This window comes from Bacillus sp. H1a, assembly GCF_000633475.1.
Lineage (GTDB): Bacteria > Bacillota > Bacilli > Bacillales > Bacillaceae_G > Bacillus_A > Bacillus_A paramycoides.
In genome coordinates this window covers 110,917-127,765 of sequence record NZ_AYMH01000027.1, presented here as the reverse complement: position 1 = coordinate 127,765, position 16,849 = coordinate 110,917, and the positions used below count along the sequence as shown (strand labels likewise).

Sequence of the window (16,849 nt, the reverse complement as noted above, 5' to 3'; positions counted from 1 at the left end):
GACGTGTGAAAGGTTCAGAGCATTGGAATAAACAACGCGTTCGTGTAGCTAAGTTGCATGAAAAGGTCGCAAATCAACGTAAGAATTTCCTTCATCATAAGTCTAAAGAATTGGCTACGAATTTTGACGTTGTAGCAATAGAAGACTTACATATGAAAGGAATGTCACGAGCACTTCGCTTTGGTAAAAGTATTGCGGACAACGGTTGGAGGATGTTCACGACATTTTTAGCATATAAGTTACAAGAACAAGGAAAACAACTTGTAAAAATAGATAAGTGGTTTCCTTCTACAAAAATGTGTAGTAGTTGTGGAAGCAGAAAAGATATGTCACTATCTGAACGCACGTATGAGTGTACTTGCGGATTAAAAATAAGTCGTGACTATAACGCAGCTATGAATATCAAAAAGGAAGCTATACGCTTATTAGCGTTGGCATAAATAGTAACAAAATAACCTTTGGAACAAGGGAGTTAGCTCGGCTGTCCTAAGACGAATTCGTTAGCTATCAAAAGTAACGATTAACCGAGAAGCCCCCACTTCAAGTAAGCTCGTAAGAGATACTAAGTGGTGGGTAGTTCACAATTAGAATTTATCAACTTTTGTATTTTTTGTTTTCCATCATTTCCACCACCCTCAAAAGCAAACTGCAGCTACAAAATATATGTTCTATATAAAGTGAAACTTTAATCAGTGGGAGTTTTGTTCATCCCCCACTGATTATCAGCCCTCACCAATCGGGCGTTTACGGGCAGCCCGACTCCCACCTAACTTCCTCGCATTCTCCGAATTTTGAGGTGGGAGTCTTACTGCCCGCAAATAGCGGGATAAAAATTCACCCTCCATTTGAATTGCATTTTCCAAAACCGTCTCCAATACTACTTTTAAAACAATTACTCCTATTTTTATGTAGTACAAGCTCTTCTTTCAAATAAAAACTCCCCTAATCTCTTAGGGGAGTCCAGCAACTGAATCTGTATTATCTGTATTTGGTGCTGCTTGCATAGTACTCGACGCATTTGCACTTTGGCCCGTATTTGTTCCTGTTAGAGTGCCAGCAGGAGTACCTCTCGTATATGTTGTCGTCACACTATCTCCCGGTTGTAAACAAAGCTTCGTCTCAGTTCCGATTATCGTAACAACATCAATACAAGTTGGTCCTGTTGAACCACTATACGTTTTTGAAGCAGTAAACGAAGTATCTCTCAAATTATCACCCGTAAATATATTCCCAGTATTATTAACAATAATAAACTCTTTAATATGCGCAGGCATAATTACACTCTACCTTTCCTTTACTAACCTAGCGTACGTGTACTCGTCGCTAATGGCGGAAGAAACACCGATGTTACAGGCACAACAGCTCCCATACGTTTTCCATTTAAAAATGTCGCCGCGCTAGAACCACCAGCACCTGTATATATTTTTGCTACAGCGAAAGGTGCTAAATCATAACAGTCACCTACATTAACAGCCCCTGTATTATTTATAATTTTTACTTTACGCATGTTAATGCTCATTCATCTCAACCTCCCTTTCGTATACTGTATGCAAAATAAAAAAAACTTGAAACAGATACGTTCCAAGTTTTTACAAGCTAATTATTTAGTTTCACCTTCGTATTGAAGCATACCGCCAACCATATTCACTGTTTTAAATCCTTGCTCATTTAAATAATGGCATACATTTTCACTACGCATTCCCGAACGGCAAATAAAGATATATTCATTCTCTTTCTCAAAGAAATCTACTTTATTTGGGATATCGCCCATTTTAATATGTACAGCCTCCGGGATTTTCCCTGCTGCTACTTCTTCATCTTCTCTTACATCCACTAAAAATAATGTTTCTCCATTTTCTAGACGTTCTTGCACTTCTTCTGTAGTAATTGTTTTTACTTCTGTCATATGTCGTTCCTCCTTATATACAATAAAGCTTTCAGTTTCTTCTTTAAATAAACAGTTCTCATCAATTTTAGCATGCAATGGAATGAACGCAAAGAATGGAAAATTTATTCTTTACAAACATAACTAGCGCATTGTATCCTCAATATACTTGTTTGATGAAAGGAGTCGACTAAAATGACACTTTTTCTTTTCATTATGGGCATCATTTTCTTAGTTTCTGCAGTTATTGCTCTTAGTATGAAAAATAATAAAAAGATAAAATCCCCTCAAGAAATGGCATTCTTATTTTTATTACTTAGTATAGCTTTCTTCGGTTTATCTATCGCTACATATCTTTTCCGTCTACAAATCATGTAAAAAAAGGTGCCTACTACAAACAATGCACCTTTTTCACATCATGTATTTCCTACACAAAACTAGATACTTTCCGATTCAAAAACTCATAAACTTTCTTTTCAAACAAATGAATATCTAATACCCCAGCCATATGCCCATTTATACTTTCAATTTCATACACTTCTGCATATTTCCCCTGTTTTCGCAAAACGTCTACCACTTTATAATTGGAACGAGGCGGCTGAAGTAAATCTTGTTTGCACGGAATCATGAGTACATTCGCTTCTATGTTAGAAAGAGCCTCATCTAAAGAAGAAAATCCATGCGCAATATCATGTAATAAGACTGCTTTCGCAGTGTACATCCATGAATTCGCATCTACTAAATCTATACTTTTGCATGTTACTTTATTTATTTCTTTCTCAAATGATGTTAATGCAGAAAACTTTTGATAAGGTGCTATTTCTATACTATTACGTGGAAATGCCGTTTCATAAAACTGTTCATCAAACGCATTAATAAACATCATTCTATTCGCTAAATGAAGCCCCTTCATTGGCTGCTCCTCTCCATACTTTCCGCCTTTCCAATTTGGATCTAACTGAATTGCTTCAATCGCATTTTGCGCTACATTTACCGACGTTATAATTGGATTTTGTGGGTTCGTAATAACTCCAATCATTCGCTCTACCATATGAGGATAGTGAACAGCCCATTGCTGTGCAATCATTCCTCCTGCAGATGGACCCATTACAGCATACAATCTAGTAATACCCATATCTTTTATTAGTTCATATTGCATACGTGCTACATCTAAAAACGTAAACACCGGAAAATCCATCACATACTCAAAACCCGTCATCGGATCTATCGATTTTGGTCCTGTTGTAATGACATACGGGTTCTTCACCTGTACATTGCAAAGGTTATCAGTACATATAACAAAATATTTATTTGTATCAATTGCTTTCTCAGGTCCAATTAATCCATCCCACCAACCAGACTCTTCATCATGCTCTGTATATTTTCCCGCTGCGTGACTTGTTGCACTAAAATAATGGCAAACCAAAATCGCATTTGACCTTTCTCTATTTAAAGTACCGTAAGTCTCATATCCCATTTGAACAGGAATTTCCCTACCATTTTCAAATGTAAATTCTTTCAAAGCAAACTTTTCCTTTTTTACAATTTGCACAGACTCACCTTCTTCCTGTCATATTCTGAACTTCTTTACTAAAGGTTTTTTCTACGCAAACCAATCTCCTCCTGCTTTTCATAAATAAATGAATAAGATACAAAATTAGCCACAAAATAGCACTATATTACAAAATCAAAGAGGGCATACATATGATTTGGAATTGGTTACGTAAGAAAAAAAACTCAAATACAGCAGATACAAAAGAGACAGATGACTCGAAACAACAACCTAACGATCAAGAGAACAATAACACAAAACAGACTAGAAGCATGAAACATAGCAAAGATAAGAATAGCCAGCAAAAAAATACGGAACAAATTGAGGAGCCTTCCAAGCAACAGGATTCTTCTCAAAGCAAACAACAAGGTTCTAAACAAGGCCATTCTTCTCAGAATAAACAACAAGATGCTAAACAAGGCGACTCTTCTCAGAACAAACAGCAGGATACTAAACAAAACGAGTCTTCTCAAAATAAACAGCAGGATACTAAACAAAACGAGTCTTCTCAAAATAAACAGCAGGATACTAAACAAAACGGGTCTTCTCAAAATAAGCAGCAGGATACTAAACAAGACGATCCTTCTCAAAATAAACAGCAAGATGCCAAACAAGGCGACTCTTCTCAGAACAAACAACAAGATACTAAACAAAACGATCCTTCTCAAAATAAGCAGCAGGATACTAAGCAAAACGAGTCTTCTCAAAATAAACAGCAAGATGCTAAACATGGCGACTCTTCTCAGAACAAACAGCAAGGTGCTAAACATGGCGACTCTTCTCAGAACAAGCAACAAGCTGCTGGAAACAACAGTATTTACGACTTTAGTAAACCAAAACAAGACCATATTCATTCTCTACAAGATTTAATAGAGAAGCTTAAAAAGTCTAGTGATTTTATTAATTATCATACATCTGACGATGAAACGATGCCTTATTATATTTCTTACTATCGACCTTCACTTGATGGAGAGAAATTACAAAAATATTTAATGCCTACTCTGTTAGAACGCCCTTGTACTTCATTAGAAGAATTAAAAGAACATATTCCGATGAGTGGTATTACAATTACGAACGACTTACAAAAAATTGAGGATATGGTTTTAAAGGGACATGCAATTATTCAATTGAACCAGCAAGATCAAAAATGTATGCTTGCAAACATTGCAATTGATAATTATCGTGCGCCAACTCCTCCTTTAAACGAATCAACTGTTATCGGCCCTCAAGAAGGTTTCGTAGAGGATATTGATACAAATATTAATTTAGTTCGAAAGCGTCTTCCTGTTTTAGATTTACAAACAAAAGAAATGATTGTCGGCGAGTTTTCAAAAACAAAAGTTGTCATGATGTATTTAGACAACCTCGCTGAAAAAGAAAATGTGGATTTTCTCGAGGAATCCTTACGCGCTCTTAAATATGACCAAATTAACGATAGTGCTTATATACAAGAATTAATGGGTGAAAAGTCGATTTTCCCTCTCTATATCAATACAGAACGCACTGATAGAGTCACAAAAGCACTTATTGATGGAAAAATCGCTATTTTCGTTGATGGTTCTCCAAGTGTCCTATTAACACCTGTATCATATTTCGATTTTTTCATTTCACCTGAAGACTATAACGTATCTTGGCTATACGCGACATTTTCAAGAATTTTACGCCTTATCGCCGTTCTATTTTCGATCTGTGCTACACCGTTATACGTTGCAGTTTTAAATTATCATTATGAACTCATTCCAAGTGATTTGCTTGAAACTTTGATTTTATCAAGGGCACAAGTACCGTTTCCACCTTTAATTGAAGCACTCTTTTTAGAACTCGCGATTGATTTATTAAGAGAAGCTGGTGCGAGGTTACCGATGAAGGTCGGTCAAACACTCGGTATTGTAGGTGGTATCGTAATCGGACAAGCATCTGTACAAGCTGGTTTAACGAGTAATATTTTATTAATTATCGTTGCATTATCCGCACTTGCATCCTTTATTACACCTATTTATAAAATGGGTAATGCCGTTCGATTACTACGTTTTCCATTTCTCGCATTCGCAGAAATAGGAGGACTCTTCGGTATATCTCTCGGATTTATCTTTTTATTTACCCATTTGTTTAGACTTACTTCTTTACGTAAGCCGTACGCTCTCTTTTATCCAACGAGACAACAATCCTTTAAAGATTCTTGGATTCGCTTTCCATTAACAATGATTGATACACGAGATGTACAAGCAAGGCCACAACATGTAAAAAAATCAGCAAAAGGGATTTCAACAAGACATCGATCGGACTTTGATGATTAAGGAATGAGGTGCATTTGATGAGTAAAGTTCAAGAAAAATATCAAATATCTCCTGTCTTTGTTTTCTTCTTAATTCACAGTGCACAGTTCGGTGCTGGCGTTCTTGGATTCGCTCGCATTATTGCAAAAGCCGCTGGGTACGACGGCTGGATGGGAGTTGTAATCACAGGAATCTGTATCCATATTCTTATATGGATGATGTATTACTTATTAAAAGAAACAAACGGGAATTTAATTGATTTACAAAGGCAAACATTTGGAAAATGGCTAGGAAACGGCATTAATATCATCTTTGCAGCTTATTTTTTAACCGTCAGTATTTCCGTCATCCGAACATATGTTGAAATTATTCAAGTATGGATGTTCCCTACCGCTTCCACTTGGATGCTAACACTTTTTTTATGCTTAGTTAGCTATTACATTATTTCTTCTGGTTTTCGTGTAATTACTGGCATTTGTGTTATCTCAGTTGGCGGTACATTCGGATATTTATTTCTTTGCCTATTCGTTTTGAAATACTCACATTGGGATAATTTACTACCGATTTTCACACACTCTTTTTCAGATATTTTAAAATCCGCCAAGCTGGCAATCTACAGTATGACAGGGTTTGAGATTTATCTTATGATTTATCCATTTGTAAAAAATCCTAAGCAATCGCATAAATTCGCTCAATACGGGGCACTATTTTCAAATCTTCTATATTTATTTAGTACACTTTTAGCCTTTGCATTTTTTAGTGAAAAACAATTATTAAAAACAATATGGTCTCAACTTTCTATGACCCAAGTAATTCAATTACCATTCATAGAAAGGCTAGAATATATTGCAATTTCAGGTTATGCACTCGTTATTATTACCAGCTTTATCCTTCCTTTATGGGCGGCAACAAGATCAACTCACGAAATATTTCGCGTAAAACAAAGAGGGATTCTAATCGCTTTTATCCTTATCACCCTCATCGTTTCGCAACTTTTAACAAACAGACACAATATTAATAATTTTATTAGTAATGTATCCAAAGTTAGTTTTTGGCTCATCTATGTATATATCCCTATTTTATTTATCATTGTGTGGGTGAAAAGAAAATGGAAAAAATCAAAAACAAAAGCAAATTAATACTTATTTCTTGCATAACACTCTTCAGTCTAACTGGATGTTTACAAAAAAATATTGTCGATGATGTACAGCTTATTCAAGGAAGTGTTTTCGATGTAGCAAAAGATAATAAAGTAAAAGTGACATTCGTTTGTCCTATTCAGAAAAAAGGAAATAAGGTTCAAGTTTTTGAAGGCAGTGCAAATGCGGTAAAACAAGTAAAAGCAGACACATCTTTAGAGTCTTCTCAACCATTTGCTAGCGGACAAATGCGTGTTGCTCTATATACTATAAGACTTGCGAAGAAAGGAATGTCCACTTCATTTGATACATTACTTCGAGATGTGAATATAGGGAACGCTTTATATGTTTCTTTAATAGAGGGAAATGGTACTGAACTTTTAAAAGGAAAATATACGACTTCATACAACGTTGCAATTTATATAAAAAAATTGCTTGAACATAACATGGAAACCGGTCCTTTACCAACGGATAACCTGCATATAGGAGCATTCCGTTATTATCGAGAAGGACAAGACTACTACATCCCGATTTTAAAGAAACATGCTGATAAAATAAAAATCAACGGAATTGGTCTTTTTAAAAAGGATAAATATATCGGTAAAATTGCGAAAAAAGATATGTTCATATTTAAAGGGCTGCTAGAGAAACATAAATTAGATTCACATGAATTTAAAACGGATTCTGCGTACGTAATGATTAATAATATTCGTTCTGTTCCAACTTGCGATATAAAAATAAAAAACGGGAAACCTTCTTTTTTCATTCACGTTAAGCTTGATGCCCGTATTCAAGAGCTATCGAAGCAAATTAACTTAGAAAATGTCAAGAACATAAAACACATTGAAAAAGCTATCCAAAAACAATTGGATACACAAGGTAACAAACTAATTAAGCAGTTTAAATCTTTAGGCGTCGACCCTCTCGGGCTAGGAGCAAAATATAAACAGCATTATCGCCCATTCAAAATAGAAGAGTGGCGACGGATGTACAAAGATGTCCCAATTAATTTAAAATATACCGTAAATATTACAAATTCTGGTGTAATCGAATGAGAAATGATTGAACTCCTCTCTCCAGCATGATACAACGGAAAGAGGAGTTTTTTATTTTAGATAGAGAGAGAAGATATTTATGGGGGAGCTTATGTCTAAAAAATTAGTAAAGCCTATTTTAAATGGTATTTTATTTCTCGGTGTCTTTTTATTTGCTCATACATACTTAAAAAATGTTTCTTTCACACGTTATTTACTTGTCATTATACCGATGCTACTCATCGGAATATTTAGTATCGATCTTGTTTTATCCATTTTAATTAAGAAAGAAGAATAACGAGCGGGCATCTTATTTCTCATAAGATGTTCTTTTTATTTAATAACTACCTTATGTTACAATAAACTTCGGCATAACGTAAGAAAGGATGAAACAACATGAAAAACGAAAAAGGTTTAGATAAAGGATATGAACTTGTTGCAAAAATGCATGAAGTATTCGGACATCCTGTGACAAACACTCCAACAAAACTAACAGAAGAGCGTGCAAAAATTCGTGCTAGCTTTATGCAAGAAGAGTTAGAAGAATTTCTAGAAGCAACAACTGTCGAAGATCAATACGATGCACTTATTGACCTTATTTACTTTGCATTCGGAACGTTTGCAGAAATGGGCGTACGTCCAGATAAAGGATTTGAAATTGTAAACAATGCCAACATGGCAAAACTATTCCCTGATGGAAAGCCTCGATTCCGCGAAGGCGATGGCAAAATTTTAAAACCAGAAGGATGGCAAGCACCGGAACCACAACTTCGTGCTGAAATCGAACGCCAGCGTCAAGAGGCGGAAAAAAACTGCTAGGAGATCCTAGCAGTTTTTTATTATGTCTTTTTTCACCGATATATTTTTCACGCAATTCATTAATGATCCGCGCGTCCTGCTGCTCCCGTTCCAACTCCACCGGTCCAAGGCTGTTGTTGCTGTTGACCGTGGTGTTGCTGTTGACCGTGGTGTTGATGATGGCCATGGTGTTGCTGTTGGCCGTGGTGTTGATGATGGCCATGGTGTTGATGTTGGCCGTGGTGTTGAACTTGGTGAGTTTGATAATGGACAGCCTGCGGATGAACTTGGTGATGGCCTTGGTGATGTACTTGTTGCTGATGTTGCCCATGGTGGTGATGTTGACCATGGTGATGATGTTGACCGTGGTGACCATGATGATGAGCTTGATGAGTTTGATAATGGACAGCCTGCGGATGCATTTGGTGGTGTCCGTGGTGATGTACTTGTTGTTGATGATAGCCATGGTGACCGTGGTGATGTACTTGTTGTTGATGATGGCCGTGGTGTTGATGATGACCATGGTGTTGATGATGACCGTGGTGATCATGGTGATGATGTTGACCATGAACACCTTGTGGATGACCACCTACTCCTCCTGCCACAACACCTACTCCCGGTACAGGGAATCCTGTCTGCACTCCTCCAACGAAAGAAGGGAATGTAGTTGGTACTCCTACTGGCATTCCAGTTTGTGCGCCGGCTACTGATGTCGGCATTCCCCCTGTTAATGTTGGCATTCCAGTTTGCATGCCAGCCACTGATGCCGGCATTCCTCCTGTTAATGTCGGCATTCCAGTTTGCATGCCACCCATTGATGCCGGCATTCCTCCCGTTAATGTTGGCATTCCAGTTTGCATGCCACCCATTGATGCTGGATTTCCTCCTGTTAATGTTGGCATTCCAGTTTGCATGCCACCCATTGATGCTGGCATGCCTCCAGCTGCTCCACCCATCCAGCTCGGCATTCCACCGTATCCTTGTTGCCCTGCTCCACCCATTAACATCATTTGTGCATAACTGTCCGATTCGCCTCCGAAGAAGCCATGTGGTGCATTATTGTCCATCCCTTTCATTCCTTTCACCTCTTCTGCTCAATTTAGCCTACCTTTTTTATCATATTTCCTATAGAAGAATAGGTGTTTGTCTGTCTAGGAATTCCGCACCTTTTTCTTCGCTATTCATTCATGATAGGATTAATTGACTGATTATTCTTTCCTTATAAAAAAAGGGGGCATTTCCATTGGAGAACGTAACAAAAGCTTCAATCAACGATTTAGACTCAATCGTACATATAGATATCGAAATAATCGGAGACGATAGTAGAAGAAATTATATTAAACACGCTATTAATGAAGGACAATGCATAATTGTAAAAGAGGGCAATTTTATTTCTGGTTTTCTAACATACGATACAAATTTTTTTGGTTATACTTTCCTCTCATTAATAATTGTTTCGCCAACTAAAAGAAGAAAAGGTCATGCAAGCTCATTAATCTCATATATGTTAAGCCATTCTCCTACTCAAAAAATATTTTCTTCAACGAACAAATCTAATGAAAATATGCAAAAAGTTTTTCAAGCGAACGGATTTATACGTAGTGGAATAATCGAAAACTTAGATGAAGGTGATCCAGAATTTATTTTCTACACAAAAAAGCTCAGGGCATAAACGCTCTGAGCTTTTATTTAAAATTAATTAGTTTGCAACAACGTTAACAAGTTTTCCAGGAACTACAATTACTTTACGAACTGTTTTTCCTTCGATTTGTTCTTTAATTGCTTCAAGTGCAAGTTGTTCCATTTCTTCTTTTGATGCGTCTTTTTTCATTGTTAGTTTTGCACGAACTTTGCCCATAATTTGAACAACGATTTCAACTTCATCTTCTACAAGTTTAGACTCATCAAATGTTGGCCAGCTTGCATATGTGATTGTTTCATTGTATCCAAGTTTGCTCCATAGTTCTTCCCCGATATGAGGTGCAACTGGTGCAATCATTTTCACGAAACCTTCTACATATTCTTTCGGAAGTGTTTCAGCTTTGTATGCATCGTTTATGAATACCATCATTTGAGAAATCGCTGTGTTGAAGCGAAGCTCTGCATAGTCTTCTGTTACTTTTTTCACTGTTTGGTGGTAAGCTTTTTCAAGCTCTTTGTTTGGTGCATCAGTAATTTTCTCACTTAATTCACCGTTATCTTGAACGAATAGGCGCCATACGCGGTCTAGGAAACGACGAGCTCCGTCAAGACCATTTTCAGACCAAGCGATTGAAGCATCTAATGGTCCCATGAACATTTCGTATAGACGAAGTGTATCTGCACCATGGCTTGCTACGATATCATCAGGATTTACAACGTTACCTTTTGATTTACTCATTTTCTCGTTGTTTTCACCTAAGATCATACCTTGGTTGAATAATTGTTGGAATGGCTCTTTCGTTGGAACCACGCCGATATCGTATAATACTTTATGCCAGAAACGAGCATATAGTAAGTGAAGTACAGCATGCTCCGCTCCGCCAATATAAATATCAACTGGAAGCCATTGTTTTACTTTTTCAGGATCTACAAGTGCTTCACTGTTGTTTGGATCGATGTAGCGTAGGTAGTACCAGCAGCTACCAGCCCATTGTGGCATTGTGTTTGTTTCACGACGACCTTTTTTACCAGTTTCAGGATCAACAACATTTACCCACTCGTCAATGTTTGCAAGTGGTGATTCACCTGTACCAGATGGACGGATGTTTTCTGTTTTCGGAAGAACTAGTGGTAATTCTTCTTCTTTCACAGCTGTCATTGTACCATCTTCCCAATGGATTACTGGAATTGGCTCGCCCCAGTAACGTTGACGACTAAATAACCAGTCACGTAGACGGTACGTTACTTTTTGATTTCCTGCGCTTGTTACTTCAAGCCATTCAATCATTTTTACAATTGCTTCTTCTTTATTTAACCCGTCAAGGAATGCTGAGTTTACGTGAGCGCCATCACCTGTATATGCTTCTTTCGAAATGTCTCCGCCTTTTACAACTTCCTTCATTGGAAGATTGAACGTTGATGCGAATTCATAATCACGCTCATCATGAGCTGGAACTGCCATTACAGCACCTGTTCCGTAAGTTGCAAGAACATAGTCAGCGATCCAGATTGGTAATTTCTCACCATTTACTGGGTTAACTGCATAAGCACCAGTGAATACACCAGTTTTCTCTTTCGCAAGTTCTGTACGCTCTAGGTCACTCTTCATTTTTACAGAATTAATGTAAGCTTCTACAGCTTCTTTTTGCTCTGCTGTTGTAATGTCAGCAACAAGTGTATGCTCTGGAGCAAGTACACAGTAGCTTGCGCCAAATAGTGTATCAGGACGCGTTGTGAAAACTGTGAATTTCTCATCTGTACCATCGATGTTGAAGTGTACTTCTGCACCTTCAGAACGACCGATCCAGTTACGCTGCATATCTTTTAAGCTTTCTGGCCAATCAAGCTCATCTAGATCTTCTAATAGACGATCTCCGTAAGCTGTAATTTTTAACATCCACTGTCTCATCGGACGACGCTCAACTGGATGTCCACCGCGCTCGCTCTTACCGTCAATTATTTCTTCGTTTGCAAGTACTGTACCAAGTGCTGGGCACCAGTTTACAGGTACTTCATCAACGTAAGCTAAGCCTTTTTCAAATAGTTTTAAGAAGATCCATTGTGTCCACTTGTAGTAGTTTGGATCTGTTGTATTTACTTCACGGTCCCAATCGTAAGAGAAACCTAATGATTTAATTTGATTACGGAATGTATTAATATTATGCTCTGTAAATTCTGCTGGGCTGTTTCCAGTATCAAGTGCATATTGCTCTGCTGGAAGACCGAATGCATCCCATCCCATTGGATGAAGAACGTTATATCCTTGCATACGCTTCATACGAGATAAAATATCTGTCGCTGTATAACCTTCTGGATGTCCTACGTGTAAGCCTGCACCTGATGGATATGGGAACATATCTAGTGCATAAAATTTTGGTTTTTCTGTCTCATCTGGCGTACGGAATGTTTTATTCTCTTCCCAGTACCCTTGCCACTTCTTCTCAATTTCTTGATGATTAAAGCTCATGAGATACCCTCCTTGAAATTCTATTTATTTTCACCGCCCAAAATACAAAAAACCTCTCATCCCTAGAAAGGGACGAGAGGTTATAGATTCCCGCGGTACCACCCTAAATTAATGTAAAAATATACATTCGCTTAGATCCGTAACGTGGATTAACGGCAATTGCTACTATTAGTTTCACAACTGCAACTCAAAGGCGAGTTCATAACGAAACGTGGATTGACTTGCACCGACCGTCAACTCTCTAAACCAGCTTCTATTACTACTACTCCTTCTCACTGTTATTACAAGTATGAGTTAATTAAATATATTCTAAAACATGTTACATGTTCCGTCAAACTAAACTGCAATTTTTTCTTCAACTGTTTCTTCCACTTTTACTCGTTTATCATAAATGCTCGTTGCAATAAGCGCTACTACAAGCATTACCATGATCGCTATAAACAATACTTCCATATTGTATAAATCAACAATTGCCCCACCAACGACCGGTCCGAACATTTTCCCTACAGTCGCTGCGCTATTTACAACACCTTGATAAAACCCTAATTTATCTTTCGGTGCAAGTATATTTGCAATGGTCGGAACTGCCGGCCATACGAATAATTCACCAATCGTTAATGTCACCATCGCAACGAGGAACATCGTAAATTGCTGCGCTTGACTTAACACAATGAATGACGCCGCAAAAATGACGATTCCAATCATAATTTGTTGTTTTAAAGAACGCTTCATCCAGCGAATTAGCATACTAACGAGTGGCTGCGCACAAACAATCATCGCTCCGTTTATCGTCCATAATAAACTATAGTGACGAAGGCTAATATTTAATTCCTGCATATGTGTTGCAATCGCCCCTTGCCACTGTACGTATGTAACCCAGCATAAAGCATATGCTACACATACAATAAGAAGTGCTTTGAAGCCTGGTGTAAGTGACCAGCCTTTTTTCGTTTCGATTTCTTTTTGCACCCCTGGCTCTTTTTTATCTTCCATACCACGGAATCCAATAAAAGCAATTAAGAAGAAAACAAAGTATAAAATAAAGTTCGCTAAGAAAATATAATCAAAACGATACGATGCAACTAATCCACCACACGCTGTTCCAATTGCAATACCAACATTTTGTCCAACATACATCGCATTAAACGCTCGTCTTCCGCCTTCTGGCCAAACCGTACCAACCATCGCATACATCGATGGGAAGACCATTCCAGAGCCAAAGCCGATTAACGCTAGCCACACAACATATAAAGGCCAACCGTGGAAGAACACAAGACCTAAAATCGATACGAGTGTAATAACAATCCCTACTAAAGTTGATTTATAACCGCCCCATTTATCAAATAAAACACCGCCGAGCAAGTTTCCGATTACACCAGTAAGCGAGTTGATCATTAATACCATTCCGGCCACAGATAAAGATTTCCCTAGATGATCATGCAAATAAATTGTATTAAAAGGCCATAAAAAAGAAGCACCCGTGACATTAATAATCATCCCAGCTACTAATAGCCATACTTTCCTTGGCATAGTTTCCCCTCCTATTCTATTTTTTTCGTTCATATATATAACAGTAAAATTGTAGTCGTTTTTAAATAGGAAGGCAACTGATTAATAGTTGATGCAATTCAGATAATAGCACAAAGACGATTAGATTAAATTCTAACCGTCTTCACAACATTTTAATCTATAAATAATGAAATCGTTCCCTTATAGAGTTACCCAACTTCTTTTTTACGTTTTGCACTTTCCTTAGCACTCCATTTAAATATTTTGTCTAGTAGAGAGTATATTCTCCCAGATTCCTTCGTTAATAACGGACCTAACGATGCCAATATTAAAACATACAAGGCCGAGAACGGTTTAATCGTTGCCATTAAGCCACCAGCGATTCCGATATTCGCGACAATAATGGAGAATTCCCCGCGTGATACAAGTGTTAAACCAATATTCGTAGAAGCCTTATGTGATAACCCGGCTTTACGTCCTGCAATCATTCCTGCGGTAAAATTACCGATAAGAGTAATGAAAACTGCTCCTAATGCCAACCACACTGCTCCTCCAAGCGAAAATGGATCTATACTTAAACCGAAGCTGAAAAAGAATATAGCCCCAAAGAAATCACGAAACGGGACGACGAGCTGCTCAATTCGATCACTATGCTCTGTTTCAGAAAAAACGAGTCCTAATAATAAAGCTCCAATCGCTTCCGCAACATGAATTGTTTCTGAAAATCCTGCTACAAAGAATAAAATAGCGAATATTACGATAATAAAAATTTCGTTAGACGAAATATCTAATATTTTATTTAGGAACGGCGTAGCTTTTCTAGCGATTACAAAGAATAGTAACATATATCCTATTGCGATCAAAACAGATGTAAGGGTACCTACAAATGACGTTGCACCTCCGAGTACTAATCCAGAAACGACTGATAAATATACTGCTAAAAAGATATCATCAAACATAATGATTCCTAAAATTAGTTCTGTCTCTCTATTACCAGCCCTTCTTAAATCAACGATCACTTTTGCCACAATTGCACTTGATGAAATGGTAATAATTCCAGCAATAATTAATGTTTCTAATAAGGGGAAGCCCATTATATATCCATAAATCAAACCTAATATGAAATTAAGCGATATATGAACGGTTCCCCCAAAAGCAATCGACTTTCCTGATTTAATTAATTTTTTAATTGAGAATTCTAAGCCTAAGTAGAATAGAAGGAATATGACGCCAACACGGCCGAGGAAGGAAATAACTTCTCCGCTCTCAATAAACCTTAAATCGATAAGCCCCAAATCCGGGGCGTGTGGCCCCACTAGCATACCGAGTATAATGAGAAACGGAATAATCGAAAACTTTAACTTTGCAGCGAGGATAGCTGCAAAAGCGACTAATACTAGCGCAGTTCCAACTTCAAAGATTAAAGTATCCATCGATTATGAATCACCTCCTGCTGAAAGCAACTCATTAATAATTCTTTTCACTTCATGTCTTTCGCCCGATAATACGAGCATATCGCCAGCTTCAATGATAGAATCTGGGCCTGGATTAAAGAACTTCTTCATATTCTTTTTCAAAATAGCAATGATCGTTACGTTATATGTTTTTCGGACATGTAAACTACCAATTGTTTTTTGTACTACTGGTGCGTTATTTTCCACCTTAAACCACTCAATTGATAATCCTTCAAAAGCCATCTCAATCGTGTCTAAAGCTTGTGGTCTATATACCATTCCACCTAATATAGCCGCAATTTGTCTCGCTTCAGAATCGCGAAGAGAAATGCTTGAAATACTCTCATCATGATCAGCATCAAAATGATACATTTCCCTTCTTCCATCATCGTGAATAACAATAACCATTTTTTCATTGCCTTTTGTGATTACTTCAAATTTACATCCGATGCCCGGTAGTTCACTCTCTCTAATATTCATATTCCCGCCTCCTAAAGTTTTTTAGTTACGGCTCTTCCCTTTTACAAATCTACATCAATCTCCGTTTTAAACTTTTCATCCTTTGAGATGCCTAAATACTTGAGCGTCTCTGATGGAGTCGCGTGATGGAAATGTTTTTGCAACAACGCAATCGCTATTCCTCTTTTGTACGCGTGAAACCCAAATGTTTTTCTCATTGAGTTCGTTCCAATCTTTCCAACAATCCCAACCGCTTCCGCAGCACGATGAATCACACGATACGCTTGTTGGCGCGTAATTGAATTTGTCGTTTTATTAGATTGAAATACGTAGTTCTCCCTATGAGCATCAAAAGATTGTACGTACTCTAAAAGTGCTTCTTTTACTTTTGTATTTAAATAAATATCTTGTTTAAATTTTTCATCTTTCACAGGAAGAGAATAAAAATCTTTAACAGTCCCATCTTCATTTAATACATCTTCAAATTTCATGCTAAGTAGTTCTGTAATTTTTAATCCTGTGTTAATCCCAATAACAAATAAAAGATAATCTCGCTGTGAGTGCTCTTTTAAATACTTTTTCATAGCCTCAATTTGATTTACATCTTTTAATGCCTCTACAACTTCCATACATGT

17 protein-coding genes, 1 pseudogene and 1 other annotated feature are annotated in these 16,849 nt (G+C 37.4%); of the genes and pseudogenes, 8 read left to right on the top strand and 10 right to left on the bottom strand.

Translation table 11 applies throughout. From position 1 onward, the window contains the following. A pseudogene (locus tag U860_RS31500) lies at nucleotides 1-490 on the top strand (RNA-guided endonuclease TnpB family protein); the annotation flags it as partial. A 460-nt stretch (nucleotides 491-950) separates the two neighbouring features. Here U860_RS31500 and U860_RS0113425 read toward each other — a convergent pair. From U860_RS0113425 to U860_RS0113415, 3 genes are all read right to left on the bottom strand, one after another. Further along, nucleotides 951-1,274 (bottom strand): hypothetical protein, encoded by a 324-nt coding sequence (locus U860_RS0113425; RefSeq protein ID WP_025148926.1) that lies wholly within the window; start codon nucleotides 1,272-1,274, stop codon nucleotides 951-953. A 23-nt stretch (nucleotides 1,275-1,297) separates the two neighbouring features. Further along, nucleotides 1,298-1,519 carry a spore germination protein gene (locus U860_RS0113420; protein WP_025148925.1) on the bottom strand — a complete coding sequence of 74 codons (222 nt, stop codon included), beginning with the start codon at nucleotides 1,517-1,519 and terminating at the stop codon, nucleotides 1,298-1,300. A gap of 81 nt (nucleotides 1,520-1,600) precedes the next feature. Beyond that, nucleotides 1,601-1,906: a rhodanese-like domain-containing protein gene (locus U860_RS0113415; RefSeq protein ID WP_000141214.1), complete on the bottom strand. Its 306-nt coding sequence runs from the start codon at nucleotides 1,904-1,906 to the stop codon at nucleotides 1,601-1,603. A 174-nt stretch (nucleotides 1,907-2,080) separates the two neighbouring features. Here U860_RS0113415 and U860_RS0113410 point away from each other — a divergent pair, with 174 nt between their 5' ends. After that, a complete protein-coding gene (locus U860_RS0113410) occupies nucleotides 2,081-2,263 on the top strand; it encodes a hypothetical protein (protein ID WP_025148924.1) in 183 nt (60 codons plus the stop codon). Nucleotides 2,264-2,312: 49 nt separating this feature from the next. On the opposite strand, the gene U860_RS0113405 is transcribed toward U860_RS0113410, so the two are convergent. Then, nucleotides 2,313-3,437, bottom strand: coding sequence for a homoserine O-acetyltransferase (locus tag U860_RS0113405; RefSeq protein WP_025148923.1), 1,125 nt, complete (start codon nucleotides 3,435-3,437; stop codon nucleotides 2,313-2,315). A 152-nt stretch (nucleotides 3,438-3,589) separates the two neighbouring features. Between U860_RS0113405 and U860_RS33290 the strand changes: the two genes are divergently transcribed. The 5 genes from U860_RS33290 to U860_RS0113380 all read left to right on the top strand — a co-directional run bounded on the left by U860_RS33290 (nucleotide 3,590) and on the right by U860_RS0113380 (nucleotide 8,705). Continuing rightward, nucleotides 3,590-5,734: a spore germination protein gene (locus U860_RS33290; RefSeq protein WP_081806721.1), complete on the top strand. Its 2,145-nt coding sequence runs from the start codon at nucleotides 3,590-3,592 to the stop codon at nucleotides 5,732-5,734. A gap of 17 nt (nucleotides 5,735-5,751) precedes the next feature. After that, the gene (locus U860_RS0113395; protein WP_025148921.1) at nucleotides 5,752-6,852 is read left to right on the top strand and encodes a spore germination protein; all 1,101 of its coding nucleotides are present in this window, start codon (nucleotides 5,752-5,754) and stop codon (nucleotides 6,850-6,852) included. Beyond that, on the top strand, nucleotides 6,822-7,907 hold the full coding sequence (locus tag U860_RS0113390) for a Ger(x)C family spore germination protein (RefSeq protein WP_025148920.1): 1,086 nt from the start codon (nucleotides 6,822-6,824) through the stop codon (nucleotides 7,905-7,907). The genes U860_RS0113395 and U860_RS0113390 overlap by 31 nt, the downstream gene beginning before the upstream one ends. A 91-nt stretch (nucleotides 7,908-7,998) precedes the next feature. Next, complete coding sequence (locus U860_RS0113385; RefSeq protein WP_025148919.1) at nucleotides 7,999-8,184, top strand: hypothetical protein; 186 nt, start codon at nucleotides 7,999-8,001, stop codon at nucleotides 8,182-8,184. 98 nt (nucleotides 8,185-8,282) lie between these two features. Beyond that, entirely contained in the window at nucleotides 8,283-8,705 is a 423-nt protein-coding gene (locus tag U860_RS0113380; RefSeq protein ID WP_025148918.1) for a haloacid dehalogenase, read from the top strand. Nucleotides 8,706-8,764: 59 nt separating this feature from the next. Here the strand turns inward: U860_RS0113380 and U860_RS0113375 are convergent, their stop codons facing one another. After that, nucleotides 8,765-9,760 carry a hypothetical protein gene (locus U860_RS0113375; RefSeq protein WP_025148917.1) on the bottom strand — a complete coding sequence of 332 codons (996 nt, stop codon included), beginning with the start codon at nucleotides 9,758-9,760 and terminating at the stop codon, nucleotides 8,765-8,767. A gap of 167 nt (nucleotides 9,761-9,927) precedes the next feature. Between U860_RS0113375 and U860_RS0113370 the strand changes: the two genes are divergently transcribed. Beyond that, nucleotides 9,928-10,356, top strand: a complete 429-nt coding sequence (locus U860_RS0113370; RefSeq protein ID WP_025148916.1) for a GNAT family N-acetyltransferase — start codon at nucleotides 9,928-9,930, stop codon at nucleotides 10,354-10,356. Nucleotides 10,357-10,383: 27 nt separating this feature from the next. Here the strand turns inward: U860_RS0113370 and leuS are convergent, their stop codons facing one another. From leuS to U860_RS0113345, 5 genes are all read right to left on the bottom strand, one after another. Further along, nucleotides 10,384-12,792: a leucine--tRNA ligase gene (gene leuS, locus U860_RS0113365; RefSeq protein WP_025148915.1), complete on the bottom strand. Its 2,409-nt coding sequence runs from the start codon at nucleotides 12,790-12,792 to the stop codon at nucleotides 10,384-10,386. Between the two features lie 65 nt (nucleotides 12,793-12,857). Further along, nucleotides 12,858-13,077, bottom strand: a binding site (T-box leader). Between the two features lie 51 nt (nucleotides 13,078-13,128). Continuing rightward, nucleotides 13,129-14,322, bottom strand: a complete 1,194-nt coding sequence (locus U860_RS0113360; RefSeq protein WP_025148914.1) for an MFS transporter — start codon at nucleotides 14,320-14,322, stop codon at nucleotides 13,129-13,131. Nucleotides 14,323-14,510: 188 nt separating this feature from the next. Continuing rightward, complete coding sequence (locus U860_RS0113355; protein ID WP_025148913.1) at nucleotides 14,511-15,734, bottom strand: cation:proton antiporter; 1,224 nt, start codon at nucleotides 15,732-15,734, stop codon at nucleotides 14,511-14,513. Nucleotides 15,735-15,737: 3 nt separating this feature from the next. Further along, a complete protein-coding gene (locus U860_RS0113350) occupies nucleotides 15,738-16,235 on the bottom strand; it encodes a cation:proton antiporter regulatory subunit (protein ID WP_001026047.1) in 498 nt (165 codons plus the stop codon). 41 nt (nucleotides 16,236-16,276) lie between these two features. Beyond that, the gene (locus U860_RS0113345) at nucleotides 16,277-16,843 is read right to left on the bottom strand and encodes a tyrosine-type recombinase/integrase (RefSeq protein WP_025148912.1); all 567 of its coding nucleotides are present in this window, start codon (nucleotides 16,841-16,843) and stop codon (nucleotides 16,277-16,279) included. Nucleotides 16,844-16,849 lie beyond the last annotated feature (6 nt).